Annotated in this window: 22 protein-coding genes; 7 read left to right on the top strand and 15 right to left on the bottom strand. The window is 67.7% G+C overall.

Annotated features, from left to right (window positions below; genetic code table 11):
* The first annotated feature begins 6 nt into the window (after positions 1–6).
* Both ACWEQQ_RS36550 and ACWEQQ_RS36545 read left to right on the top strand, forming a co-directional pair.
* Positions 7–1,080 (top strand): DNA polymerase IV, encoded by a 1,074-nt coding sequence (locus tag ACWEQQ_RS36550; RefSeq protein WP_452351444.1) that lies wholly within the window; start codon positions 7–9, stop codon positions 1,078–1,080.
* A 30-nt stretch (positions 1,081–1,110) separates the two neighbouring features.
* Positions 1,111–1,947 carry an enoyl-CoA hydratase/isomerase family protein gene (locus ACWEQQ_RS36545; RefSeq protein ID WP_452340939.1) on the top strand — a complete coding sequence of 279 codons (837 nt, stop codon included), beginning with the start codon at positions 1,111–1,113 and terminating at the stop codon, positions 1,945–1,947.
* A 72-nt stretch (positions 1,948–2,019) separates the two neighbouring features.
* On the opposite strand, the gene ACWEQQ_RS36540 is transcribed toward ACWEQQ_RS36545, so the two are convergent.
* On the bottom strand, positions 2,020–2,841 hold the full coding sequence (locus tag ACWEQQ_RS36540) for an alpha/beta fold hydrolase (protein WP_452340938.1): 822 nt from the start codon (positions 2,839–2,841) through the stop codon (positions 2,020–2,022).
* 140 nt (positions 2,842–2,981) lie between these two features.
* Here ACWEQQ_RS36540 and ACWEQQ_RS36535 point away from each other — a divergent pair, with 140 nt between their 5' ends.
* The gene (locus ACWEQQ_RS36535; protein ID WP_452341066.1) at positions 2,982–3,974 is read left to right on the top strand and encodes an oxidoreductase; all 993 of its coding nucleotides are present in this window, start codon (positions 2,982–2,984) and stop codon (positions 3,972–3,974) included.
* On the opposite strand, the gene ACWEQQ_RS36530 is transcribed toward ACWEQQ_RS36535, so the two are convergent.
* The 8 genes from ACWEQQ_RS36530 to ACWEQQ_RS36495 form a co-directional block, all read right to left on the bottom strand.
* Positions 3,971–4,672 carry an endonuclease/exonuclease/phosphatase family protein gene (locus ACWEQQ_RS36530; RefSeq protein WP_452351443.1) on the bottom strand — a complete coding sequence of 234 codons (702 nt, stop codon included), beginning with the start codon at positions 4,670–4,672 and terminating at the stop codon, positions 3,971–3,973. The genes ACWEQQ_RS36535 and ACWEQQ_RS36530 overlap by 4 nt on opposite strands.
* Positions 4,673–4,799: 127 nt before the next feature.
* Entirely contained in the window at positions 4,800–5,171 is a 372-nt protein-coding gene (locus ACWEQQ_RS36525) for a DUF5073 family protein (protein ID WP_379400739.1), read from the bottom strand.
* Positions 5,168–5,983, bottom strand: coding sequence for a heavy metal-binding domain-containing protein (locus ACWEQQ_RS36520; protein WP_354840840.1), 816 nt, complete (start codon positions 5,981–5,983; stop codon positions 5,168–5,170). Before ACWEQQ_RS36520 ends, ACWEQQ_RS36525 begins: the two co-directional genes overlap by 4 nt.
* Positions 5,984–6,114: 131 nt before the next feature.
* Positions 6,115–8,568 (bottom strand): endopeptidase La, encoded by a 2,454-nt coding sequence (gene lon, locus ACWEQQ_RS36515; protein ID WP_452351442.1) that lies wholly within the window; start codon positions 8,566–8,568, stop codon positions 6,115–6,117.
* Positions 8,569–8,715: 147 nt separating this feature from the next.
* Positions 8,716–10,596, bottom strand: coding sequence for a sulfatase-like hydrolase/transferase (locus ACWEQQ_RS36510; RefSeq protein WP_452351441.1), 1,881 nt, complete (start codon positions 10,594–10,596; stop codon positions 8,716–8,718).
* Positions 10,597–10,703: 107 nt separating this feature from the next.
* Complete coding sequence (locus tag ACWEQQ_RS36505) at positions 10,704–12,368, bottom strand: MFS transporter (RefSeq protein ID WP_452351440.1); 1,665 nt, start codon at positions 12,366–12,368, stop codon at positions 10,704–10,706.
* A 259-nt stretch (positions 12,369–12,627) separates the two neighbouring features.
* On the bottom strand, positions 12,628–12,954 hold the full coding sequence (locus tag ACWEQQ_RS36500; protein WP_452339418.1) for a DUF202 domain-containing protein: 327 nt from the start codon (positions 12,952–12,954) through the stop codon (positions 12,628–12,630).
* Positions 12,951–13,361: a YidH family protein gene (locus ACWEQQ_RS36495; RefSeq protein ID WP_452351439.1), complete on the bottom strand. Its 411-nt coding sequence runs from the start codon at positions 13,359–13,361 to the stop codon at positions 12,951–12,953. Before ACWEQQ_RS36495 ends, ACWEQQ_RS36500 begins: the two co-directional genes overlap by 4 nt.
* A 92-nt stretch (positions 13,362–13,453) precedes the next feature.
* On the opposite strand from ACWEQQ_RS36495, the gene ACWEQQ_RS36490 reads away from it, so the two are divergent.
* Positions 13,454–14,401, top strand: a complete 948-nt coding sequence (locus ACWEQQ_RS36490; RefSeq protein ID WP_452351438.1) for an alpha/beta hydrolase — start codon at positions 13,454–13,456, stop codon at positions 14,399–14,401.
* A gap of 81 nt (positions 14,402–14,482) precedes the next feature.
* Here ACWEQQ_RS36490 and ACWEQQ_RS36485 read toward each other — a convergent pair whose 3' ends face one another.
* A complete protein-coding gene (locus ACWEQQ_RS36485) occupies positions 14,483–15,445 on the bottom strand; it encodes a TauD/TfdA dioxygenase family protein (RefSeq protein WP_452351437.1) in 963 nt (320 codons plus the stop codon).
* A 74-nt stretch (positions 15,446–15,519) separates the two neighbouring features.
* Between ACWEQQ_RS36485 and ACWEQQ_RS36480 the strand changes: the two genes are divergently transcribed.
* The gene (locus tag ACWEQQ_RS36480) at positions 15,520–16,077 is read left to right on the top strand and encodes a TetR/AcrR family transcriptional regulator (RefSeq protein ID WP_452339414.1); all 558 of its coding nucleotides are present in this window, start codon (positions 15,520–15,522) and stop codon (positions 16,075–16,077) included.
* 81 nt (positions 16,078–16,158) lie between these two features.
* Here ACWEQQ_RS36480 and ACWEQQ_RS36475 read toward each other — a convergent pair whose 3' ends face one another.
* The 5 genes from ACWEQQ_RS36475 to ACWEQQ_RS36455 all read right to left on the bottom strand — a co-directional run bounded on the left by ACWEQQ_RS36475 (position 16,159) and on the right by ACWEQQ_RS36455 (position 21,848).
* Entirely contained in the window at positions 16,159–16,920 is a 762-nt protein-coding gene (locus ACWEQQ_RS36475) for a hypothetical protein (RefSeq protein ID WP_452351436.1), read from the bottom strand.
* Positions 16,917–17,678, bottom strand: a complete 762-nt coding sequence (locus ACWEQQ_RS36470; RefSeq protein WP_452351435.1) for a hypothetical protein — start codon at positions 17,676–17,678, stop codon at positions 16,917–16,919. Before ACWEQQ_RS36470 ends, ACWEQQ_RS36475 begins: the two co-directional genes overlap by 4 nt.
* Before the next feature lie 387 nt (positions 17,679–18,065).
* Entirely contained in the window at positions 18,066–19,619 is a 1,554-nt protein-coding gene (locus ACWEQQ_RS36465) for a sulfatase family protein (protein WP_452351434.1), read from the bottom strand.
* Positions 19,616–20,635, bottom strand: a complete 1,020-nt coding sequence (locus ACWEQQ_RS36460) for a formylglycine-generating enzyme family protein (protein WP_452351433.1) — start codon at positions 20,633–20,635, stop codon at positions 19,616–19,618. Before ACWEQQ_RS36460 ends, ACWEQQ_RS36465 begins: the two co-directional genes overlap by 4 nt.
* A complete protein-coding gene (locus ACWEQQ_RS36455) occupies positions 20,625–21,848 on the bottom strand; it encodes a glycoside hydrolase family 1 protein (RefSeq protein WP_452351432.1) in 1,224 nt (407 codons plus the stop codon). The genes ACWEQQ_RS36460 and ACWEQQ_RS36455 overlap by 11 nt, the downstream gene beginning before the upstream one ends.
* A 184-nt stretch (positions 21,849–22,032) precedes the next feature.
* On the opposite strand from ACWEQQ_RS36455, the gene ACWEQQ_RS36450 reads away from it, so the two are divergent.
* Complete coding sequence (locus tag ACWEQQ_RS36450; protein WP_452351431.1) at positions 22,033–23,310, top strand: MFS transporter; 1,278 nt, start codon at positions 22,033–22,035, stop codon at positions 23,308–23,310.
* 113 nt (positions 23,311–23,423) lie between these two features.
* On the top strand, positions 23,424–25,187 hold the full coding sequence (locus ACWEQQ_RS36445; protein WP_452351430.1) for a sulfatase: 1,764 nt from the start codon (positions 23,424–23,426) through the stop codon (positions 25,185–25,187).
* Positions 25,188–25,216 lie beyond the last annotated feature (29 nt).

The raw sequence follows: 25,216 nt of genomic DNA, 5'->3' as shown, positions 1-25,216 counted from the left end.
GGAGGAGTGACGCGCTGGCTGCTGCACGTCGACCTCGACCAATTCCAGGCCGCGGTCGAGTTCCGGCGGCATCCGGAGCTGCGCGGGCAGCCGATCATCGTGGGCGGCAACGGCGATCCGGCCGAACCCCGCAAGGTGGTGTCCTGCGCGTCCTATCCCGCCCGGGCCTTCGGGGTGCGGGCGGGCATGCCGCTGCGCACGGCCGCGCGGATCTGCCCCGACGCCGTCTTCCTGCCCCAGGACCTCGCCGGCTACGCCGAGGCGTCCGAGGAGATCATGGCGCTGCTGCGCACCTTCCCCGGCCGGGTCGAGGTGCTCGGTTTCGACGAGGCGTTCCTGGCGGTGGACACCGAGGATCCCGGAGAACTGGCGCGTGAGATCCGGTCCGCCGTCGCGGAATTGGAGCTGACCTGCGCGGTCGGCATCGGGGACAACAAGACCCGGGCCAAGCTGGCCACCGGCTTCGCCAAGGCGGTCGGCAAGTCGGCGCGGTCGGCCGACGAGCCGCCTGCGGCGGACACCGGAACCGGAATCTTCCGGCTGACCAGGGACAACTGGGTCGAGCTGATGGCGCACCGGCCCACCTCCGCGCTCTGGGGCATCGGCGCGCGCATCGCGAAACGCCTGAGCGGCTTGGGGATCGAGACGGTGGCCGACCTGGCCGCCGCCGACCGGAAGGCGCTCGCGGCGGAGTTCGGCCCCAATACCGGGCCGTATCTGTGGGTGCTCGGGCACGGCGCGGGCGACACGGACATCGCCGAGCCGCGAGAACCGGTGGGCCACAGCCGATCCGAGACGTTCCCGCGGGATCTCACCGAACGCGCCGAGATCGATGCCGCGGTGGTGCGGCTGGCCACCCAGGTGGCCGAGGAGACCCTCGCGACCGGACGGGCCGTCGGGCGGGTCGGTGTCACGGTGCGTACCAAGACCTTCTTCACCCGGAGCAAGCAGCGGAAGCTATCCACACCGACCACCGATGTGGACGAGATCGTGCAGACGGCGCTGGAAGTGCTGCACGCCTTCGAGTTGGATCGGCCCATCCGGTTGCTCGGGGTCCGGGTCGAGTACGCCATGCTGTGATCCAGGTTCCACCCGACGGAAGGCACTCGAATGAACTCAGCATCGCGCAGCGATTCCCACAGGGGTGGCGGCGGGGCGACGGGCGGGCACGACTACGAGAACATCCTGTTCGAGCACGACGGCCCGATCGCCCGCATCACGCTGAACCGGCCCAATGCCGCCAATGGCATCGATCAGGCGCTCGCGGACGAGCTGGAGCGCGCGGCCACCTACTGCTCGGAGGATCCCACGGTGAAGGTCGTGGTGCTGACCGCGGCCGGACGGTTCTTCTCCGCGGGCGGCGACGTGCGGGCCATGGCCGCCAGCGCGGACACCGGGGCATTCATCGAGAAGCTGGCCGGGACCCTGCACCGGGCGGTGTCGGCGCTGGCGCGGATGGACGCGCTGCTCATCGTGGGCGTGAACGGCACCGCGGCCGGCGCGGGCATGAGCCTCGCGGTGGCCGGCGATCTGGTGGTCGCCGCCGAATCCGCCGCCTTCACCATGGCGTACACCAAGGTCGGCCTGAGCCCCGACGGCGGCGCGTCCTACTATCTGCCGCGGATCATCGGCCTGCGCAAGACCCAGGAGCTGATGCTCACCAACCGCACCCTGTCCGCCGCGGAGGCGCTGGAGTGGGGTCTGCTGCACCGGGTGGTGCCCGATGCCGAGCTGACCGCCGCCGTCGAGGCCCTGGCGCAGGAATTCGCCACCGGCCCCAAGGGATCCAACGCCAATGTGAAGAAGCTGTTGCTGGTGTCCTCGCGGCACACCCTCGAGGAGCAGCTGGACACCGAGGCGGCCTTCATCACCCGCTGCGCCGACTCCGCCGACGGGCAGGAGGGCATCGCCGCGTTCACCGGCAAGCGCGCACCGAAGTTCGCCTGAGGACAACGGGTTTCGCCCCCGGCCGAGGTCGGGGGCGAGTCATGCCGGAGCTCTCGGTCCTCGAGTTCGCCGTCAGCCCTTGATGAAGTCGAGGATCTCGGCATTCACCTCGGCCGCGTGGGTGATGTAGAGACCGTGCCCGGCGTCCGGGTACTCCTTCAGCACCGCGTGCGGGGCCAGCTTCACGACCTGACGGCTCGCGACATCGATCAGGATGGACTGGTCCGGAATGCCGTGCAGCAGCAGCGTCGGGACCGTCAGCGCAGCCACATCGGGGCGGTGATCGGTGGTGAACGCTTCGCGCTGCATGACCTGGATCGCGTACGGCGAGGCCGACAGGCAGCGCCTGATCTCCTCGTCGATGACCGCCTGCGTGACGCCCGGACGCAGGTGCGTGGCGAAATAGCCCTGGGACCGTTCGACGAACCACTTGGGCCGGTCGGTGCGCAGCTGCTCCAGCAGGCCCTCCAGCGCCTCGATCGGGATGCCGATCGGATTGTCGTCGGTGAGCATCATGAACGGAATCGCCGGGGCCAGCAGCGCGATTCGCGCCACCCGATCGGAACCGTGCCGGCTCAGGTAGCGCACCGTCTCGCCGCCGCCCGCCGAGTGCGCCACGATGGTGAGATCCCGCAGGTCGAGGTGCTCGATCAGGGCGGCGACATCGTCGGCGCGGGTATCGACGTCGTAGCCGGTGGCCGGGGTGTCCGAGCGGCCGTGGCCGCGCCGGTCCATCATGACGCAGCGGTAGCCCTGCGCCAGGAAGTAGTGCATCTGGTATTCCCACTGGTCGCTGTTCAGCGTCCAGCCCGACACGAACAGGATCGGGGTGCCGGAGCCGAAGTCCTGGTAGTAGAGGGTGGTGCCGTCGGTGGTGGTCTGGAAAGTCGGCATATCTGCTGCGCTCCTTCGCAATTCGATCGCTGATTCGACAATCGCAAAGCGCGGGAACGAAAGCGATTACCTGCCGGGTAACGGGCGCGATTGGTCCGGAAGGTGACGCGTCCGCGCAGGTGGCGACCTATGCTCTGGACATGGAGTTCCAGGCGATGGTGGCACACGAAACGGACAGTGGGATCGCCCTCATCCGGGAGGAGGTCGCCGACGACTTCCTCATGCCGGGCGACGTGACGATCAAGGTGCACTTCTCGAGCGCCAACTACAAGGACGGGCTGGCCATCACCCCGCGCGGCGGCGTGGTGCGGCAGTATCCGCTCATCCCCGGCATCGACCTCACCGGTGAGGTGGTGTCCTCCAGCGATCCGGAATTCGCGCCCGGCGACCTGGTCGTCGCGCACGGCTACGACATCGGCGTGGCCCACCACGGTGGTTTCGCCGAGTACGCACGGATTCCGGCCGGGTGGGTGGTGAAGCTGGACGGCCTGACCCCGCGCGAGGCGGCGGCCATCGGCACCGCGGGCTACACCGCGGCTATGAGTGTGCAGGCGCTGCTCGACCGCGGTCTCACCCCCGGCTCCGGCCCGGTGCTGGTCACCGGTGCGACCGGTGGCGTCGGCAGTGTGGCGGTGGACATTCTGTCCGGGCTCGGATTCGAGGTGGTGGCCTCCACCGGCAAACTCGGTGCGGGCGAACTGCTCTCGGCGCTCGGCGCCGCCTCGGTCATCGGCCGGCAGCCCGGCGAAGGGGAGAAGCTGCGCGCGCTCGGCAAGGCGCAGTGGGCGGCCGCCGTCGACAGCGTGGGCGGGACCTCGCTGGCCCACATTCTGAGCACCGTCAAATACGGTGGCGCGGTGGCGGTCTCGGGCCTGACCGGCGGCTCCGACCTGCCCACCACGGTCATGCCCTTCATCCTGCGCGGCGTGTCCCTGATCGGTATCGACTCCGCGCACTTCCCGATCGCCCAGCGCCGTGAACTGTGGGCGCGGCTGGCCAAGGACCTGAAGCCCCGGCATCTGTCGCTGCTGGAGAATTTCGCACCCATAACCGAGGCGGAGTCGGTGCTGCGCGCCATCCTGGACGGAACCCACTCCGGCCGAACCATTCTCGGGGTCGCGGGCGAGTTCTAGCCGACGATCGCGCGCACGAGGTTGTGGTCGGACGCCCCGGCCACATCCTCGACCGCGACACCGCGCACCGGCACGCCGCGCGTGACCACATGATCGATGAACTGGGATTTCGAACCGGCCGTCCGGGGCCGGGTGGGGACGGAATCCGGCAGAAACCCGGGGATGGTGAAGCCGGCGCCGAACGCGGCGGCGAGGTCGTCCCGGCCGACATTGAAGTCACCGAGCAGAACTGCCGGGCCGTCGCCGGCGACCGCGGCCAGGCGCTCGAGCTGGCCGGCCCGGCGCCGGTCCCCGCTGACATGGGTGGCGATGATCAGAATGCCGTCGATCTCGGCCGCCAGCAGGCCTTTTCCCGGATCGACCGCGTGCGGCTCCGCGGTGACGAACCGGCTCGGCCCGCGCACGATCAGCACGAGATGCTCGGAGCGATCCGCCAGGGTGCTCGGCACCCGGCGCGGGCTCGGAATGCGCGGGTAGTCGAGGACGTGAAAAGTCCGGTCGGGCAGCGCCTCCCGCAGGCTCGCCAGCTGATCGCCGCTGACCTCCTGGAGCGCGATGACCGCTTCGGGCCGGGCCGCGACGGCGGCGGTCACGACCGCGATCCGCTTCGCCTCCTGCGGCCAGCGCGCGGCCATCTCGCTGTCCCAGTTGTCGGCGTGGACGCGGTGCAGGACGTTCCAGGTGGCAATGGTGATCACCTACGCACCCTACGAGAAACCAACTGACCGTGCGGGTTTCGTTTCATGTGAAACAAAGGAAATTCGCCGGTTGGTTGCCAAGCAGCCCTCTCTCGATCGTCGGTGCAGCCCTTCTTCGACATTGTGCTCAGCCCGGACCCGCGAGTACGTCCAGCGCCGCCGAGAGGTGGGGCAGCGCGGTCGGACCGTACGAGGCGGCGATCTCGGCGAGCGCCCGGGCCAGGTGCGGAGCGATGGTGGCGGCCGGCAGCAGCTCCTCGGCCAGCACGATGCCGCCCACCACGTGGGCCGCGCGAATCCGCTCGTCGGAGGTGACCTCGTAACGCCACGAACCGATCTGGACCCGCTCCGGCTCCGAGCGGAACAGAGATTTGCGGGGCGGTGTCCGGGTCACCCCGGGGACGCCCGCAAAGACGGTGAAGACCAGTCCGAGGCCGCCCGGGCCGCCGAGCGCGGCATCGATGGCGCGGGTGGCGGCCCCGGTATCGAAATCGCTCACGAGTTCATGCCGAGGGTGAACTGCGGAATGATCGGGTCGCCGTCGCCGATGCGGCGGATGGCCGTGCCCGAGGCGTAGAACTCGACCGTGTGATATCCCCACGCGTAGTTGGAGATATCGACGCTGACGCCGGTGACGCCGTTCGCGCCGTCCCGTTCGGCCTCGGCCTGCATGCGCGACATGGCCAGCTCGCGGGCCTGATAGTTGCCCTGGGTCCACTGCGGCATCTCCATATTGCGGCCCATCTGGCTGAGCATCTGCCGGAAGCCCTGCACCGCCACGTGGAACACGCAGTTACCCATGACGAAGGCGATCGGGGCGTAGCCGGTGCGCATCAGCGTCACCATGTCCTGCCCCGAGAGGTGACTGGTGAAGGCCTGCCCGTTCGGCCGCCGATAGCTGCCCGGCGATTTCGCGAACCGCACCGCGGTCCCCACCGCGATGAACTCCAGATGCTCCATCGACTCCCCGTGCTGCCGCCACTCCAGCCGCACCCCCACCACCCCGTCGGCCTGGAGCGAGTCCGCCTCGGCCTGCATGCGCGACATGGCATTCCACCGCGCCCGATAGGTGGCCTCGGTCAGCACCGGCAACTCCTGCTGCTGCCGGATCCCGGTGAACTGGAACCCGACGTGATAGACGGACACGCCCATCACCAGGTCGATGGGTTCGAAGCCCGCCCCGTGCAGTAGCGCGAACTCGTTGACCGACAGATCGGAGGTGAAGATCCGGTTCGCGTGCGAAAGCCGCTCGCCCGCGACCTGATCGAGCTGGTTCGGTTGATTCGGCTGACCGGGCTGGTTCGGTTGCATGTCGTTCGCCCTCCGTCGGATCCCCGGTGGACCCCTAAACGAGGGTACGACCCGGTCTGGTTCGGAGCCTGCCGAAATGGCCGGGAGCCGTGCGTGTTTACACAACACGCACGGCTCCCGTTCTCGCGACCTCAGGCGGTGGCGCTCAGCGCACGACCGTCGTAGGCCGGTTCGGCGACCGGCTCGATGGCGTAGGCCAGGATCTCGGCCACGTCGGCGACGGGGCGGACATCCAGGGCGGCCAGCACCTCGGCGGGGACCTCGTCCAGATCCGGCTCGTTGCGGGCCGGGATGAACACGGTCTTCAGGCCGGCGCGCTGAGCGGCGAGCAGCTTCTGCTTCACGCCGCCGATCGGCAGCACCCGTCCGTTCAGCGTGACCTCACCGGTCATGCCGACATCCGCGCGGACCTGGCGGCCCAGGGCCAGCGACACCAGGGCGGTGACCATGGTGACGCCCGCCGACGGACCGTCCTTCGGGACCGCGCCCGCCGGGAAGTGGATGTGGATATTGCGATCCAGCACCCTCGGCTCGATGCCGATCTCCTCCAGGTGGGAGCGGACATAGGTCAGGGCGATCTGCGCGGACTCCTTCATGACGTCGCCCAGCTGACCGGTCAGGGTCAGCGAGCGGTCGCCCTCGGCGGCATTGGCCTCGATGTAGAGGACATCGCCGCCCGCGCCGGTCACGGCCAATCCGGTGGCGACACCGGGGACCGCGGTGCGCTCGACCCCGTCGGGGGTGAAGCGCGGACGGCCCAGGTAGTCCTTCAGGTCACCCAGTCCGATCACCAGCTTGCCGGAACCGCCTGCGGCCGGACCGGATTCGGCGTCGTAGCCCAGCTCGCGGTCGTAGCCCAGGCCCTCCGGCACGAATTCGCCCTTGCTGACCAGGCTTTCGGTCTCGGCGATGTCCGCCGACTCCGACAGCTTGGTCGCCGCCTTGCGCAGCGCCTTGGCGATCAGGCGCTCCATCTGCCGCACCCCGGCTTCCCGGGTGTAGTTCGCGGCGACCTCGCGCAGCGCCTCGTCCGTGATCGAGACCTCCTCGGCGGTCAGGGCATTGCGCTCCAGCTGCCGCGGGATCAGGAAGTCGCGGGCGATGGCCACCTTGTCGGCCTCGGTGTAGCCGTCCACGGTGATCAGTTCCATGCGGTCCAGCAGCGGGCCGGGAATCGTCTCCATGACGTTCGCGGTCGCGATGAACAGCACGTCCGACAGGTCCAGATCCAGGTCCAGGTAGTGGTCGCGGAAGGTGTGGTTCTGCGCCGGGTCCAGGACCTCCAGCAGGGCCGCCGCGGGATCGCCGCGGAAGTCCGAGCCGACCTTGTCGATCTCGTCCAGCAGGACAACGGGATTCATCGATCCCGCCTCCTTCATGGCGCGCACGATGCGGCCGGGCAGCGCGCCCACGTAGGTGCGCCGGTGACCGCGGATCTCGGCCTCGTCGCGCACGCCGCCCAGGGCGACGCGAACGAACTTGCGGCCCAGGGCCCGTGCCACCGATTCACCCAGCGAGGTCTTGCCGACACCGGGCGGACCGACCAGCACCAGCACCGCGCCGGAACCGCGACCGCCGACGACCTCCAGGCCGCGCGCGGCCCGCCGGGAACGGACGGCCAGGTACTCGACCATGCGGTCCTTGACCTCGTCCAGGCCGTGGTGATCGGCGTCCAGCACCGCGCGGGCGGCCGAAACATCGGTGGAGTCAGTGGTTTTCACGCTCCACGGCAGTTCCAGGACGGTGTCCAGCCAGGTGCGGATCCAGCCCGTCTCCGGGCTCTGATCGCTGGAGCGCTCCAGGCGACCGACCTCGCGGAGGGCGGCTTCCTTCACGTCCGCGGGCAGGTCGGCGTTCTCGACGCGGGTGCGGTAGTCCTCCGCGCCGTCCGGCTCGTCCTCGCCCAGCTCCTTGCGAATCGCGTTGAGCTGCTGGCGCAGCAGGAATTCCCGCTGCTGCTTCTCCATGCCCTCGCGGACATCCTCGCTGATCTTCTCGGTGATCTCGGTCTCGGCGATGTGCTGAGTGGTCCACTCGATCAGCTTGCGCAGCCGCGCGGTGGTATCCGGGGTGTCCAGGATCTCGCGCTTCTGCTCATTGCTCAGGTACGACGCCCAGCCGGCCGCGTCGGCCAGGGTGGACGGATCGTTCATCTGATTGACCGCGTCGATGACCTGCCAGGCCTCACGGCGCTGCAGGACCGACACGACCAGCTTCTTGTATTCGGCCGCAAGCTCTTTGGTGCGTCCGTCGGCGGCCGGAATCTCGACCGGTTCGGCCTCGACCCAGAGCGCCGCGCCCGGCCCGGTCACGCCGTGGCCGATCTTGGCCCGGCTCTCCGCCTTCAGCACCGCCGCGGGGGCGCCGCCGCGCATCCGGCCGACCTGTTCGATGGTGGCCACGACGCCGTAGGTGGCGTACCCCTCATCGAGGCGCGGCGCGACCAGCACCTGGTTGACCTTGCCCGCGCGGGCGGCATCGATGGCGGCCTGCGACGACTCGTCCAGCTCGATCGGCACGACCATGCCGGGGAGCACGATCGGATCGGTCAGGAACAGGACCGGCAGGTTCGTTGGTGTAGTCACGTCTTCGACCCCTTCCAAGGTTGAGCGTTACCTACTCAACCCGGGGGGTATACCGATTGTTCCGGACCGATGTTCGCCGGGGGCGAACATGCCTCGAGTCGAGGATCGGAATCGAGAACAGCGACATAAGAGCTGGCCAGAGCACTATCACGGAGTCGAGTTGGGCGCTGCCGAGCCGCCGAGCTGGGCCATGACTTGCTCGGGAGTGGCTCCGAATCGGGCTGCCTGCGCGAACATTTCGGCCGGCGGGGTGAAAAGGATCATGCTCGGGGTGTAGGTGCCGTCGATGCGCGCCAGCAGATACCGCGCCGCGCCCGACACGTACTCCCCGGTGGACCGCGCGGCCGCGTCGATGGCCGCGCGATGCGGACCGATCTGCGCATCGGCGAGAGCCGTCAGCGCCGAGAGCGCTTCGAGCCGGACCGGCCGCGGCTGCGCGGCATCCAGATACCGGACCAGGCGGGTGACCGCGTCCGCATCCTCCGCGTAGCGTGCCAGGGTCTCCAGGCTCGGGATCACGACGAACGGATCGGGCTCGCTCGCAACGAGAGTCCGCAACCCGGACGCGATCGTCTCGTCGATCGCACCGGAAGCGAGCAGCCCGATGGCCGCCCAGCGGCGCACAGTGGCATCGGGATCATCGAGCGCGGTGACGAATACCGGCGCGCTGCCCGGACGCTGTTCCGCGACCGCGTCGGCGATATCGAGCACCCGATCGAGCGGGTAGACGCCGGGCGCGCGGCCGGCGTCGTAGCCCTCGTGCGGTGAACCTTCGGGCAGAAACCCGTTGTCGTGCACCGCGATCAGGTGCGCCCGCAACGCTGCCGCGAGCCGGTTCTCCACTCCGGCGTACTGCGGGTTGCCGGCCAGGTTTCGCACCTGGTCCGGATCGGCCTCGGTGTCGTACAACTCGATACCCGGTTTCGGCTTCCAGAAGACGGATTGGACGGCGTCGAGCCGTCCCGCGAGATGCTCCGTCTCCCAGGACTGATAGCCGGCCGCGATCCAGGCGAACGGCTGATGCCGGCCGTAGGGCCGATGCGGGTGATAGTTGCGGATGTAGCGGTATCGCGCGTCGCGGACGCTGCGGATGAGGTCGTACCGCTCGTCCATCCGGCCGCGGCCCCCGAACGCGAGCGATGTGTACGGGTCGAACTCGGTGCGCGCCAAGCTGTTTCCGCGCATGTGCGCGGGCAGCTGGGCACCGGCCAGATCGATCACGGTGGCCGGAATTCTGTCGGTGGTGACGGCCGCGCTGACGCGAGTGCCCGGGGCGGGGAAAAGCCCTCGATACGCTCGGGGCGCCCGGATGATGAGCGGGACCCGCAGTCCTTCGTCGTAGCAGAAGCGTTTCGACCGCGGATTGACACCGCCGTGGTCCGAGGTGTGGATGACGATCGTCGTATCGGCGAGTCCGTCCTCGTCCAGCTGGGCGAGCAGATCACCGACGAACGCGTCCATCGCGTCGATGTTGTCGTAATAGCGGGCGATATCGCCCCTGATCTCGGGAGTGTCCGGAAGATACGCGGGCACGCGGACGAACTCGGGGTCGACCCGGGCCGGTTCGGTCCGCCGGAACACCGAACTCTCGTGTGTGCCATCGAAATTGAACACCGCCAGGAACGGTGAGCCAGGTGCGCGATTGCGCCAGTGCGCGGTGCGCGACGACTCGTTCCAGATCACATCCGGATCGACGTCGGAGTTGTAGTCGGTCTTGGCGTTGTTCGTGCAGTAGTAGCCCTGCTCGCGCAGGATTTCCGGATAGGTGCGCAGCCAGGACGGCATCGGCGCCCTGGCGCGCATGTGGTTGGCGGGCGCATGGCTTTCCGGGCGCAGGCCGGTCAGCATCGCGAATCTGGACGGTGCGCACACCGGGCTGACGCTGAAGGCGTGTTCGAATACCACGCCCTCGCGGGCCAGCCGGTCGAGGTTCGGGGTCTGTGCCAGTTCGTCTCCGTAGCAGCCGAAGCGCGGTGGGCAGTCTTCGCTGACGATCCAGAGGATATTGGGCCGGTCGTCGAGTGGCATTGGGGTCCTTCCGGGGGAGTGGGATCCGCAGGCGGAAACGGTGGCGGCATCCCTGCTTATTCCACAAGTGGAATAAGCCAAGAGTTGGGCCGGCAGACGGCTCGCGGTCAGCCAGCCGGGTCGGGCGGCAGCGAAGGCACGCTGATTACCGTCCGTTCGCCGATGACCGGGGGCCGGCTTCCGCGCATGACGAGCACGAGGACGAGCGCGGCGAGGGCAGTCGCCGTGGCAAACCAGAATCCGAGCTCGAAGCCTTGGTCACCGAACACTTTGGGAATTGGGCCGAGCTGCGGCGGCCGTCCGGCGACTCGCACACTGGCCGACATCGGGTGGGCCGCGGCGAAAGCGGTGACGACGGCGACGCCGATGGCCGTGCCCACGCCCTGGACGAGGCTGAACACGCCGAAGCCGACACCGGTCTGCTCCTGCGGCACCGTCTGGGCCACGAGAACCGCAGCGGCCGTGTAGAAGAAGCCGAGTGCCGAGCCGAAGGCCGCATTGGTGAGGGTCAGGATGTCCCAGGTATGCGGTCCGACGGCCTCGATGAGGCCGATCACGGCGAACATCGCCGTCGCGTACAGCAGCGGGAGCCTGGCCCCGAACTTGCGCGCCACAATAGCGGCGATCACCCCGAAGGCGACCGTGATCACGCCCTGCAACACCGCGATGCGCAGGGCATAGTCGTGTGAACTGAATCCGCTGCTGTAGCTGAAGCCGGGGATGAGGCTCACCTGCACGGCTTCGGGTGGCAGGCGCATGCCGCCGGCCTGGGCGACCTTCGCGAGAGTGCTTGCGACGACGCCATTTTCGATCACGCCAGGGCTGGGCGTGCGAGCCATATAGGTGATCGCGTACGTCTGGACGCCGATCATGCAGGACGCGAGCAATCCCACCGCCAGGAGCAGGCCGAAGCGGGGCTGGAACAACACGCGCGGATCGATGAGTGGCGTGCTCGCCCGCCGTTGCGCGAGAACGAACAATGCCAGTAATGCCAGTCCGCAGGCCAGCCCGGCCACGCTCGCAGGTCTGGCCCAGCCCCACACCTGGCCCCGGTCGACATAGACGATCATGAGTGCGGCGCCGAAGGTGAGCAGGACCGCGCCGGTGCAGCCGAGACGCTGGCGCGCAATAGGTTTCGAATCCGGTACGCACACCGCAACCAGCGCGATCATCACCGTGATGAATGCCAGCGACAGCCAGAACGCCGCCCGCCAGCCGTGGGCTCGGATCAGCCAGCCGCCGACCAGCGGGGCGAAGGCCACCGCGAACCCGAATCCGGCTGCGATCGCGCCGAACCCGAGGGCCAGGTGCTTACGCGGCAGGAGATCCCGGACCAGACCGTAGGCGAGGACCGCACTGGCGACGGCGAAGGATTGCAGGCAGCGGCCGAACAGGAAGACCGCCCAGCTGCCGGCAAGCGCGCAGACCAGGCAACCCGCCGCAAAGAGCGCACCGCACGTCACGAACGTCCGCTTCATCCCCCACACATCGCCGATCCTTCCGATCAACGGTGCGGCGGCAGCCCCGACGAGTCCGGACATGATGATCGTCCAGGCGATATTCGTGCCGCTGCCCGGGAACGAGGCCGCGATCTTCTCCAGCGCGGTCGCGGCCATCGTCGTCTGGATCGGCGCGCTCTCGCTGAACAGGACGATGAGGACCACTGCCGTGAACATTCGGGCCCGCGAAACGCCGGTGGGCCGGCTGGCTGCCGCGGGGGATTGCGGCGGATCGGCGGCGCCGGCCGGGTCGATGGCGGGAGTTGTGGACATACCAACCCCTTTCGGGAATTCAACTGACGACAGACGCGTGACATCACGCCGCGGGCGCGGTTATCGGGATGGTCGCGCTGCGAATCGCGCTCATGTCGTCTCGACGAACTCAACTACTCCACAAGTTGAGTGGGTGAAGTATGACACAAGTGGAATATCGGGGTGGTGAATTCGCACTTTTGCGGGGACCCCGCGCACAGGTGACCCATACGGCATGTCGCCGCCCGACGGTCGGACCGGCCAGCTCATGAGGATGTCCTCACCGCATCGCGGTGAGAGCGGTGACGAGGGCGGCGAGGCCGGCAGTCGTCGCGACCGCGAGGGTGAGCGTGCCGATACCGCGCGGCTGCCGCCGCCGCAGTTGCCGGCCCCGTCGACGGGCGCAGGCCGCGATCACTGCGACCATCAACGCTGCGGCGGCAGCGCTCGCACAAGCCGAGAGCGGGCCCGGCGCCACAGTGAGGGCCATGTGCACCGATGCCGCGAGCGCGACGGCCGACGAGAGCGCGGTTCGCCGCCACGCGAGTGCGGTGCGCTCGACGGCCAGCCCCGGATCGGGGGGCCAGTGCGACGCTCGAGCTGTCACGACACCAGCACCGCAGCGGTGGTGAGGATCGCGACGATGGCGACTGTCACGGCGAGGAAGGGCATCAGAGCCGGTGGCGGCAGGGCTTCGCCGCGGTGCATGGCGATCTCGGCCTGCCGCCAGTGCCGGTGGGCCGCCGCGGCGATCAGCACTGCCTGGGCGGCACACGCCGCGGTGATCGCTCGCCGGAATCCGGCGTTGGGCAACTGCTGGGTAAGCGTTTGCACAGCGACACCACCGGCCAGCAGTCCCAGTGCGGTGCGGATCCATGCCAGGAATGTGCGCTCGTTGGCGAGGCTGAACCGGTAGTCGATCGGACCGCTGACATCAGCGACAGCCGGTGGCGGCCCGGTGTCGACATCGACGCTGCAGCGGCTCGAAGGGTGGTCCTTACCGGCGGTGGACATCGTGATCGTGCTCCGTCCCTGCGATCCAGGAATCAAATTGAATGCCACTAGTGGAACGCAATATTATGACACTAGTGTCATCATCTAGATAGTTGTCCGCCGACACCGGCGACGGCAGTCACGAGCGAACCCGAGATCTGGAGATGATGGCCATGCCGAAGGCGAAGCTGATCGGATATACCACCCTGGCGGCCCTGCTACTGGGTTCCGCGAGCATGCCGGGTGCCACGGCGCAGCCACCGGCACCGGCCCCCGGGGTGCCGGCCGAGGACAGCGTCTACTCCACCACCCACGGTCCCGAGGCGATGACCGTCTACCGCCCCGAGGGCCGCGACGAGAGCGGGCAGCCCCGGGCCGGGCTGATCTTCGTCCACGGCGGCGCGTGGGTCCGTGGCGACCGGTCGCTGCTGGACAACGCCGCACATACTGCGGCTCAGCGGGGCTTCGTCGTCTTCGACATCGACTACGACCTGTCCGTACCACGAGATCCGCGTGAGTACCAGGACGTCGAAGCGGCCATCACGCACATCCGCACGCATGCCGCCGATTACGGTGTCGACCCGGACCGCCTGGGTGGGCTGGGAACCTCGGCCGGAGCGCATCTGCTGATGCAGGCCGTGATCACCGACGGCGCCCCGCTGGCGGCCGTGGTGGGTTGGTCAGGCCCCTACGACCTGACCGATTCGGCCACACCGCGGGCGTCACTGATGTCGGCCGTAGCCGCGATCACGTATCTGGGATGTGTCCCGGGCACCGCGGACTGCACACAACGCGCACGTGCCGCATCGCCTGCACTGCACACCTCCGCGGGCAACCCACCGGTCATGTTGTTCAACTCCAGCGACGAACTGATGCCGGTCGACCAGATGACCGAGTTCGCTGCCCGGCTCCGGGCCGCCGGCACGCCGGTGGATACCCGGGTCGTGCCCGGGAAGCGTCACGCGGTCGCCTACAGCGACGAGGCCCTCGGCCCGACCCTGGATTTCCTGTCGGACCAGCTCCAGGTCTCCGACAACGGCCAGGGCACCTCCGGCCACTGAGCACACAGCATTCGCGTGCTCCCAGAGTTCGTAGCCGAGCGACGGCGCCGACAGCCGAAGGTGCCGGCGCCGTCACGCAGGTCACCGCTGCGGACGGTCTCCGATGATCGAGGCGCGCTCCATCACACGGATCTGCGGCCAGTAGTCGCTCGAGGCGTAGTGCTGAACGGCCCGGTTGTCCCAGAACGCGATGGTGTCCGGTTCCCACTGCAGCCGCACCTGATGCTCGGGGTAGTCGGCCTGCCGGCACAGCCGATCCAGCAGCGCGCTGCCGGCCTCGGGGCTCAGGCCCGCGATCCGCTCCACGAAGATCCGATTGACGTAGAGATGCTTTCGTCCGGTCTGGGAATGGGTGCATACCAATGGGTGGTGAACCTCGGGATGCTTGGCCCGCATCTGCTCCCGCTGATCCTCGGACAGGGCATGCCCGAAGGCGCGGGTGAAGTCGTGAACCGCGGTGAGCTCTTCGATCTCGGCGCGGATATCGGAATCCAGCGAGTCGTAGGCGGCGTACATGTCGGAGAACAAGGTGTCGCCGCCCACGGGCGGCACCTCGATCGCGTGCAGGATCGCGCCCTTCGACGGTGTGTCCCGCCACGTGACATCGTGATGCCAGGTGTTCTCGAACCCCGCGACCTGAGCGCTCTTCTCGAATCGCACCAATTCGGGCCGGCCGGTGTTAGCGGGGATGAAGGGATGGATTTCGAGATCGCCGAATCGGCGTGCGAAAGCCACATGCTGGTCGGGTGTGATCGGCTGATCCCGGAAGAACAGCACCTTGTAGTCCAGCAGTGCCTGACGCAGGTCGGCGACGACCTCGTCGGCCAGTTCGACGCGGAGGTCGATCCCGCTGATGAAGGCGCCCAGCGTCGACCCGACCTGGTGGACGTCGAAGTTCTGCCAGCGCAGTCCCGCCAGGCGATCACGCTCAGCGGCCAGATGCGTGAACGGTCCGCTGATCAGCGGCGACCCGGGAATCTGCACGGGCCTGACCCCAACGTCAGCACCAGGGTCCTTGTCGACGACGACAGTGTTGTCGCGCATTTCGCATGCCTCCTCATGGCTGCCGACAGATATGTAGTCACTCGACTACAGTCAGCTTGCGCTACTGTAGTCGAGTGACTACGCCCGAGGCAACAACTTCTCGCAAGACACCCCCGCAAGGCCGGGAGGCCATCGTCGCGGCGGTCCTCGACAGTGCGACAGCGTTGTTCGCCGAGCATGGCCCGGCATCGACATCGATCCGCGACATCGCCGAGCGGGCGGGGGTCAATCACGGCCTGGTTTTCCGGCATTTCGGCACCAAGGACAAACTCGTCGCAGAGGTTCTCGACCATCTGGGAGCCGCCTCCGCCGACCGCGAGCTCTCTTCGACCGACGTTCAGTTGAGCCTGCATTGGACGGTGATCGCTCGCTGCCTGCTCGACGGATATCCGGTCGGCGAGCTGCAGCATCGATTCCCCGTGATGAACCGGCTGCTCCGGTTGGCACAGCAGCATCACGACACGCCGGCAGACGCCGCCCTGGCGGCCGCGCATGCGGCTGCCCTCGAGCTCGGCTGGCAACTGTTCGGGCCGTTCCTGCGCAATGCCGCCGGGCTGGACGAGCTCACACCGGAGCAGTTGCAGGTAGCCACAGATGAGCGTGCGCGCACGATCCTCATCCCCGAGCCGTGACAACGTCGCGCGAATCAGCCTTCGATCACCGGGCACGTGACCCGGTGATCGAGGGCTGACTACGACGTCACACCGCGCTGGTCACCTCTTCCCGCTCCCACTGCTGCTGCCGCCGCCGGACCCGGTGGCCAGTCTGGGTATGCGCAGATGGCTGTCGGGCACACCGGCGGCATTGGTGCCTTCGCCGTCCTTGGCGTACCGGCTGTCGCCCGGTGCCTTGGACAGGGTGTCGAGGTAATTCCATACGGCGTAGGCCGCTGCTGCGCCGCCGCCGAGGATCGTTCCCGCCAGACCGCCTGCGCCGGCGAAGACGCCGATGATCGGCAAACCGGTGAGAAGGCAGCCGATGGTCAACACGGCACAGGAGACCAGCGCTACGACGACACCGATGACCGCGCCTCCGATCGCCCCGGCCAGTGGCCCGAGCGCCATGGCGAGACCGAGTTTGCTCTGACCGTCGTCCAGGGCGAGCTGGTTCTCCAGTGGCGAAGCGATCGGCTGTGCACCGGCGATATCGGGCAGCAGGGACAGGGTCCGGCCGTCGGCCGATATCTGGGGCTGTATCTCGTATGTGCGGTTGTCGAGTGCGAAGGCGAGCGGGATCCGGGCTGCCGGTTGCCCGGCGGCGTCGAGGACGGTGATCGCCGCGCCATCCTGGTCGGCCTGGAAGCGGCCGGCGTCGATGGTCGTGACAGCCCAGCCCTGGGAGACCTCGGTCCGGAACTCGGTCTCCCCTGCCGCGGCGGCGTCGATATCGGCAATCGCCTGTGGTGCGGCCGCGGCGCAGGCGATCGCGATGCCGCCCGCGGCCACGGCGGTGAACGCTCGTTGTCGCACGATCATCGGGTGGCCTCCGCGGCGGGCGCGGGCTTCTGGAACGCCGGAATCTGGTCTGCGTATTTACTGGCGCCGGGTGCGGCCTGCAGCGTCGTGTAGTAGTTCCACAGTCCGTTGATCAGGCCCGGCGCACCGCCGAGGACCAGACCGGCGAGTCCCCCGGCGCCACCGAGCATGGTAACGATGGGGACGACCGCCAGAACGCATCCGATGGACAACACCACGCACGAGGCGCCGGAGATCGCGAGTCCGGCACCGACCCCGACGACCGCACCGATGACGGTGCCGATCAGGCTGCCGGCCGACAGTCCGAAGCTCACCGAGTTGAGTACGTCGTTCATCGCGAGCTGGTTCTCGAGCGGGGAGGCGACCGGCTGCAGCACCGTGGGCGGCACCCACCCGTCCGGCAGCTGCGGGGTCAGTCGAAGCTGCCGCCCGTCCGCGGAGATCGCGGCGTCGATGGGGTATCGCTGCCCGTCCATGACGAAACTCAGTGGCACCGAGTCCCGAGCCGTCCCGGCCGCATCGCGAAGGATGGCCTGGCCGGTGTTCTGGTCGACGGTGAATCCGCCGGTCGCGACCGACGCCACCACCGCATTGGCATCCAGGTCAGCGTGATAGTGCAGCGCCGTGGCGATCGTTTCCGTGCTCTCGGGCGCCCCAGCGGGGAGGGGGGACATCGGCTCGGCGGCGGCGGTCGCCACCGCGGCGACAGACATGGTTGCGACCAGCGCGGTTACGCACAGTCCTTGTCGAGGTGTCATGTATTTCATTGCTCTCTGAGAAATGTCGGCATCTGGCCACGAGCAGGGGCGCGGACACAAATGCGGGCATGAATGTGATCATGGACAGCTGATCCATGATCAGCGCGCGCTAGAAAGTAGGCTACGTCACACCCGTGGTTTATTCAGGCAATTCTCAGAAATTTCAGAAGCTATTTCAAGCGCCCATTCCAAGGCGTTGGAGAAATGGAAGCAGCCGCATACCGAAGGGCATGCGGCGTTCCACCAAGAGAACGATCCGACCAGGTCAGAACGCTTCCAGAAGCGGGAGATATCACCAATGAACGAAAATTCCGGTCATATCTCCGATTATGAAGTTTCCACCTCCACTTTCAGTGGAGGCATTTGCCTCGAATGCATTTCACAGCATCATGAGTTATTTCGGGCGGCGTACGCTTTCAGAATTTCCCTTTGTTCGGGAGGCATCAGCGGACCCTCCGCGGTCCAGGAGGCGCCGATTGCGCCATTGCTCGGGTGCAGCCTTTCGTGCAGATCGTCGGCTTGGTCGTCGCGGCCGGTGTCGCGCAGGTGCTGGATGTAATCGCCAGGGTCGTTGTACAGAGTCGGGCCGTTCTGCAGGCTCGTCTGCATCGGATCGGGGAGGGCGCCGGGGGTGCCGGCATAGAAGTCCCACCACTGCTGCAGTTTCGACCGCATCGATTCGGCGAGCTGCGGTTCGTCGGTGATCAGGTTGACGGTCAGGTGCGGGTCGGCGGTGACGTCGAACAGCGATTCCCATTCGGCTTTGAAGCATCCTGGGTGATAGGTACGGATGTAGAGGTGGTCTCGAGTCCGTACCGCTCGCTGGTAGGTATGCGCACCATGGCCCCAGACCAGATAGTCACGGGATTCCATCGATTCACCGCGCACCGCCGCGGCGAAGGAGCGGCCCTGCCACTTGTCCGGGATCGGCAGTCCCAGCAGTTCGCACAGGGTGGGCGCGTAGTCGATGTTGTAGAGCAACGCATCGCTGCTGCGGCGGTCGGCACGGTCGGTCACGCCCGGCCAGTAGATGATCATCGGCAGCCGGTGCACGGCTTCGTTGGCGAGTCCGTGTTCGGCATAGGAACCTTGCTCACCGAAGGATTCACCGTGGTCGGCGCTGACGATCAGGGCGATGTCCTCGGTCAGGCCGAGTTCGGCGATGGCGGCGCGGAGGCGGCCGAACTGGCTGTCCCAGAACATGATTCCGCCGTCGTAGCCGTTGATCAGGTGTTCGAAGTCGGCGCGGTCGGCGATGCGATCGGGCATGTTGTGCGGTACCGGAGTGTTGCGCGGTACCCACGCGTAGTGCAGGTCACGGGCGGTGCGGGGGCCATAGATGTCCTGGTGTTCGTCGATCGCGGCCTGGTCGGGCCACTCCGGTGCGGGGCCGGTCGCCGCGGCGCGTTCGTTCCACTCCGGGTCCTGCGTGTAATCGGTGTGCGGGTCCCAGTAGGTCAGGTGCAGGTACCAGTTGGGTTCGTCGCGGTGCTTGGTGATCCAATCGATGGCCGCGTCGGTGACGTCGTCGGCGGGCTCGTCACCGAAACCCGAGGTGGCGCGCTGGGATTCGCGGAAGTTGGCCAGGAAGAAGTGCGCGCGGTGGCGTTCGGCGAAGCTGGAGATCGCCGCGGTGTAGTACCCGCAGAGCGACAGGTACTGGCCCAGCAGCGGCCGTCCCATCTGCGGTCCGTGGCCGGTGTCCATCCGGTACTGCGCACCGCTGCCGGCGTGGCCGATGACTCCGGTGGTGATGCCGAACTGCCCGCTGGTCAACGCCGTCCGCGAGGGCAGGCATGGGGAATCGGAGCAGTAGTAGCGGTCGAAGCGCACCGAGTCCGCGGCCATGGCGTCGAGGTTCGGTGTGATGTCACGGCGGTAGCCGTAGGGGCCGGTGTGGTCGGGGCGGAGGGTGTCGACGTCGACGTAGATGATCTTCATGAGGTCTTTCCACTGCGAGGGGTCATGGAGGTCTCGGGCGCCGGTAGCGAACGGGCACAGCGGAATCCGGTATGCCCTGCGGAACTGTCGGGGGTGTTGGCCGATCGGGCAGCCACCCGATACCGGAAGCAGTAGGAGTCGTGACACATGTGGGAGCCGCCGCGAATCACCTTGGCGTCGCCCGTGATCGGTCCGGTCGGGTCGACCAGAGAGCCGCTGCCGTGGTCGGTGCTCCACCAGTCGGCGCACCATTCCCACACGTTGCCGCACGTGTTGTAGAGACCGAATCCGTTGGGAGCGAACGCGTTCACCGGTGCTGTGCCGCGGTAGCCGTCTGCGGCAGTATTGCGGGCGGGAAAGCTGCCGCGCCAGATGTTGCACCGGTATTCACCGTCGGGGTCGAGGTCGTCGCCCCAGGGGTAGCGGGCCTGCTGCAGCCCGCCGCGCGCGGCGTATTCCCATTCGGCCTCGGTGGGCAGCCGGGTCCCCGACCATCGGCAGAAGGCGTGGGCATCGTTCCAGGAGATGTGGACCACCGGATGCTGATCGCGGCCCTGCAGGTCACTGCCCGGACCTTCGGGGTGATCCCAACTCGCACCGTCGACGCCACACCACCAGGGCGTCCGCTCCGGCCGCTGCGCGCCGCGACGCAACGCGGCCGGGAGAAAGCCGGAGAACACATACGACCAGCCGATCTCCTCGGCCTCGGTCCGATACCCGGTCGCCGCGACGAACTCGGCGAAGCGCGCATTCGACACCGCGCAGGCGTCGATCAGAAAGGGAGCCAGACGCACCTCGCGCACGGGTCCCTCACCGTCACTGCGATAGCCCAGACGATCGTCGGTGCCCATCCGGAACACGCCGCCGGGCAGGGCGATCATCTGACGGCTCAGTGACAGCCGGTCGGGTTCGCGATGGACCGGATCTGCCGCAGGGGCCGCCACGACGGCCCGCCTGCGCGGCTCGGGCGTGCGGGCCGGAGCGCAGCACTGGCCGTGGCCGCCGTCACCGGCCATGCGGAGATCCCAACTTCGAGGCTTCTGGCAGGTGGTTGGCTCGAGCCAGGTCGCCGAGCCAGGCCAAGCTGGGTTTGGGGGTTCGGGCGAAGGTGTCGCGGTCGACGGCGATCAGCCCGAATGTCGGGTCCCATCGGCCCCATTCGTAGTTGTCCAGCGCCGACCAGTGCAGATAGCCCCGCACATCGACGCCGTCGTCGATGGCGGCATGTAGCCCGCTCAGCGCCTCGCCGGTGAAGGCGATGCGGCGGTCGTCGTCCGCGGTGGCGATGCCGTTCTCGGTGACCAGCACCGGCGTACCCGCCGTGACGGTCCAGGCGTGCCGGACCGCGAGCCCCAGCGCGTCCGGGCGGTAGGCCCACCCGGTGAGCGTGTCGTCCGGGTGCTTTGGGTGCGGGCGCGGGCCGTCGGGACCGACGCTGCGACTGGTGTAGTTCTGCGTGCCGATGAAGTCGTCGTCGATGGCCGCGGCAAGGTACATGTCCTCCCATATCCGGTTGGCCGCCGCCAGTTGTGCTTCACAGCCGGGTTCCGCGGTGAACGCTTGCTGGGCGACGGACCATCCGACCGCGGCGCGGGTGTTGGCCCGCAGGATCTCCCGCGCGGCGTGGTGCGAAGCGATGAGGGTGGTGCCGACTTCCTCGCTCGGGGCGGGCAGCTCGCCCGCGGTGAGTCGCGCCAGCACCTCGGAGTCCATCTCGGTCAGGATGCGACGAACATCCGCCATTACCGCGACCATGTTGGGTTCGTTGATGGTGCATACCCACTCGACGTCGGTGAGCAGGGGCGACACGGCAGTGACGTAGTCGGCGAATCGATCCACCGCGTCGGGACCGACCCAGCCGCCCGCCTCGGCGAACCACCGCGGATTGGTGAAGTGGTGCAGGGTGACCACCGGGGTGAGACCCAGTTCGATCGCGGTATCGATCATGCGCCGATAGTGATCGAGCTCCGCGCGCGAGAATTTTCCCGGCTCCGGCTCGATGCGTGCCCACTCGACGCCGAACCGATAGGCATTGAGCCCGGCGTCGGCGAGCAACGTCATGTCCTCGCGGTAGCGGTGATAGCTGTCCACCGCGTCTCCGGTTCGTTCGGGCAGGAACGACCCCACGCCGTTCTCCAGTAGCCACCAGTCACTGTTGAGGTTGTTGCCCTCGGTCTGATGCGGAGAAGTCGCAGCCCCCCACAGAAATCCGTGCGCGAGTCGCGCCATGTCGCCTCCTCGATGAGTTTCGGTGCAGTGAACGGGTTTTCAAGATCCCAGCGGATGCGGATACGGCTCACCCTCGGCGAATCCAATGCCAGGCATTCCACTAGTTGAGTACTCTCTCACTATGGCACTAGTCATATAGTCCGTCAATCGACCCAGCATCCCCGCACCGATCCCGAGGAACCGAATGAACCATCCGGCACCCGCTCAACCCACCGACCCCGACGCCGACGCGACGTCGGCCACGGTCCCGGCCTCGTCCGCGCGGCTCCGTAGGCTCTTCGTCTGGGCGCCGTTCACCGCGGCGGTGCCGCAAATCGCGCTCGGTATCACCGCCTATTTCTCGGCGCTGCAGATCCAGACCCTGGATCCGGCACACAAGCTCGAAACGCTCGCCATGGTCCACACGGTCGTCGCCGTCGTGTCCATCGCGGTCCAGCCGCTGGTCGGCATCATGTCCGACCACACCCGGACCCGCTACGGCGCGCGCACGCCGTGGCTGCTCATCGGCGCCGCCATAGGCGCTCCAGCCCTGGTGGCGACCGGTTTGTCACAGTCGGTGCCATGGCTGCTCGCCTCGGCCGTGCTGGTGCACATCGGGTTCCACACCCTCGCCGGGCCGCTGTCGGCGATCCAGCCCGACCGCGTTCCGGTCGACCGGCGTGGCCGCTACTCCTCCCTGTTCGGCCTCGGAACGATCACCGGGGGCATGCTCGTACCGGTGATCGGGTCGAGGTTCGCGACCAGAATCCCGCTCGGTTACGGGGTCGCGGCGACACTTCTGCTGGCGATCACGATCGCATTCATCCTGCGCAATCCCGATACCGACAACCGAGCCGCCCCGGAAGGCGCAAGCACCACCCGGCCATCACCGAAGGGGCTGTGGGTCAGCCCGGCACGCCACCCCGACTTCTACTGGGTCTTCACGGGCCGGTTCCTGCTGTTCGGGGGCTACGCCATGATCCACACGTTCCAGCTGTACGTGTTGCAGGACTACATCGGACTCAGCCGTGACCAGGCCACGAACCTCACCCCCATGATCGCGCTGGTGTGTGCACCCGGATTCGTTCTCGCCGTCGCACTCTCGGGGATGGTCTCCGACCGCATCGGCCGCCGCAAACCCATCGTCCTCGCCGGCGGCCTGGTGGTCGCCGCGGCGGCGCTGATACCCGCCCTCACCGCCACGGTCCCGGGAATCGTGGTCTCATCCGCCGTACTGTCCATCGGCTTCGGCATCTTCATCTCGGTGGACCAGGCGCTGGCCACCCAGGTCCTGCCCGATCAGCAATCCGGCGCAGCCAAGGACCTGGGCATTCTCAACATCGCTTCCGCTCTGCCCAATGCGATCGCCCCCGCGCTCGCCGCAGCTGTCGTGAGCTTCGGTGGTTACTCCGGGCTGTATGCCACCGTCGCGGCGATCGGGGCGGTAGGGGCATTCGCAGTGCTGCCGATCAAAGTGCGCTGATGCCCCGGGGTATCGGCAACCCACAGTGGCGACTATGACACAAGTGGAATACTCTGGATGGAACATCCACGACACACAGCTCCGCACCTCGCGTGCGGGAGAGGAGAGCGCCAGTGAAGGCGATCATGGTGATGTTCGACAGCCTCAACCGCCGGATGCTGCCGCCCTACGGTTGCGACTGGACCCATGCCCCGAACTTCACGCGACTGGCACAACGGGCCGTGACCTTCGACAACGCCTATGCCGGCTCGATGCCGTGCATGCCGGCGCGACGCGAAATCCACACCGGTCGCTACAACTTCCTGCATCGGAGCTGGGGGCCGCTCGAGCCGTTCGACGACTCGATGCCGGAACTGTTGAAGCAGAACGGCGTCCACACACATCTGGCCAGCGATCACTACCACTACTGGGAGGACGGCGGCGCCACCTACCACAACCGCTACAGCACCTGGGAGTTCTTCCGAGGCCAGGAGGGCGATCCATGGAAGGGGCAGGTCGAGGATCCGGAGATCCCGGAGAACCTCAAGAAGATGCGATACGGCGGCTTTCGCCAGGACTGGGTCAACCGCGCGCACATGGCCACCGAGGACCGCCATCCGCAGACGCTGACCTTCGATGCCGGACTGGAGTTCATCCAGACCAATGCCGCCTCAGATCGCTGGTTCGTCCAGATCGAGACCTTCGATCCGCATGAACCGTTCTTCAGCCACCAGCGCTACAAGGACCTGTACCCGCACGAGTATTCGGGCCCGCACTTCGACTGGCCGGACTACAAGCGTGTCGTCGAAACCGACGAGCAGGTCGCGCACGCGCGCTTCGAGTACGCCGCCCTGTTGTCCATGTGCGACCGTTCCCTGGGGCGGGTGCTGGACATGATGGACGAGCTGGACCTCTGGGACGACACCCTGCTGATCGTCAACACCGATCACGGCTTCCTGCTGGGAGAACGGGGATGGTGGGGCAAGTCGGTACAGCCCTGGTACAACGAGCTGGTCCACCTGCCGCTGTTCGTGTGGGATCCCCGCACTGCTGCGCGCGGCGAGCATCGTCGCGCGCTGGTTCAGACCATCGATCTGGCGCCGACGCTACTGGACTATTTCGGTGTGCCGATCCCACCGGACATGCAGGGCTCCCCACTTCCCACCGCCGCCGACACACCTGTGCGCACCGCGGCTCTGTTCGGTATTCATGGCGGGCACGTGAACGTCACCGACGGCCGCTACGTCTACATGCGTGCGCCATCGGCGCCGGACAACACGCCCCTGCACGAGCACACGCTGATGCCCACCCACATGAAGGGCCGATTCGGCATCGACGAGCTGCGCGAGGCAGAGCTGGCCGAGCCGTTCACCTTCACCAAAGGCCTGCGCACCCTGCGCACCAACGCGGGCGCATTGATCAATCCCTACTCGCACGGGACCCTGCTGTTCGACCTGGCCACCGACCCCCACCAGCAGCGCCCGCTCGTCGACGACGAGGTGGAGACACGGATGGCGGGCCTGCTCGTGGAGGCGATGCGCGCCACCGACGCACCGCCGTCACAGTTCGCGCGGCTGGGCCTGCCCGCCGACGGCCCGGTCGGCGCGGAGCACCTGCTGGCCGGCGAGCAACGCGCCCAGGCCGAACTGGCGGCGACCCCGCTGCCGAACGCGGCCGACTTCCCGACCAGCCGGCTGTCGGTGCACACCCCGCTGCAGGCGTTGCTCGACGACCCCTCGGCGTGCGAGGTGCTGCGGCGCCATGTGCCCGCCGTCACCAATACCGAAATGCTGCAGTTCCTGGGCCCACTGGCCTTGCTCGACCTGGCCGCGATCTCGACAACCCTGGTCTCGGCTCCGGTACTGCACACCCTCGCCGACGAGCTGGCGACACTGTGAGGCATCGCTGCGGTCACGGATCCGGCCGC

It is taken from the genome of Nocardia sp. NPDC004123 (assembly GCF_053603795.1).
The sequence above is the reverse complement of the archived record's forward strand: the minus strand, read 5'-3'. Positions and strand labels throughout refer to the sequence as shown.

What these genes read in the sequence shown, in the direction of transcription:
- ACWEQQ_RS36535 (WP_452341066.1), top strand. Translation starts at nt 2,982, where the DNA reads ATGGAGTTCCAGGCGATGGTGGCACACGAAACGGACAGTGGGATCGCC.
- ACWEQQ_RS36540 (WP_452340938.1), bottom strand. Translation starts at nt 2,841, where the DNA reads ATGCCGACTTTCCAGACCACCACCGACGGCACCACCCTCTACTACCAG.
- ACWEQQ_RS36455 (WP_452351432.1), bottom strand. Translation starts at nt 21,848, where the DNA reads ATGGCGCGACTCGCGCACGGATTTCTGTGGGGGGCTGCGACTTCTCCG.
- ACWEQQ_RS36475 (WP_452351436.1), bottom strand. Translation starts at nt 16,920, where the DNA reads ATGATCGTGCGACAACGAGCGTTCACCGCCGTGGCCGCGGGCGGCATC.
- ACWEQQ_RS36470 (WP_452351435.1), bottom strand. Translation starts at nt 17,678, where the DNA reads ATGACACCTCGACAAGGACTGTGCGTAACCGCGCTGGTCGCAACCATG.
- ACWEQQ_RS36460 (WP_452351433.1), bottom strand. Translation starts at nt 20,635, where the DNA reads ATGGCCGGTGACGGCGGCCACGGCCAGTGCTGCGCTCCGGCCCGCACG.
- ACWEQQ_RS36520 (WP_354840840.1), bottom strand. Translation starts at nt 5,983, where the DNA reads ATGCAACCGAACCAGCCCGGTCAGCCGAATCAACCGAACCAGCTCGAT.
- ACWEQQ_RS36450 (WP_452351431.1), top strand. Translation starts at nt 22,033, where the DNA reads ATGAACCATCCGGCACCCGCTCAACCCACCGACCCCGACGCCGACGCG.
- ACWEQQ_RS36495 (WP_452351439.1), bottom strand. Translation starts at nt 13,361, where the DNA reads ATGTCCACCGCCGGTAAGGACCACCCTTCGAGCCGCTGCAGCGTCGAT.
- ACWEQQ_RS36485 (WP_452351437.1), bottom strand. Translation starts at nt 15,445, where the DNA reads ATGCGCGACAACACTGTCGTCGTCGACAAGGACCCTGGTGCTGACGTT.
- ACWEQQ_RS36510 (WP_452351441.1), bottom strand. Translation starts at nt 10,596, where the DNA reads ATGCCACTCGACGACCGGCCCAATATCCTCTGGATCGTCAGCGAAGAC.
- ACWEQQ_RS36465 (WP_452351434.1), bottom strand. Translation starts at nt 19,619, where the DNA reads ATGAAGATCATCTACGTCGACGTCGACACCCTCCGCCCCGACCACACC.
- ACWEQQ_RS36505 (WP_452351440.1), bottom strand. Translation starts at nt 12,368, where the DNA reads ATGTCCACAACTCCCGCCATCGACCCGGCCGGCGCCGCCGATCCGCCG.
- ACWEQQ_RS36545 (WP_452340939.1), top strand. Translation starts at nt 1,111, where the DNA reads ATGAACTCAGCATCGCGCAGCGATTCCCACAGGGGTGGCGGCGGGGCG.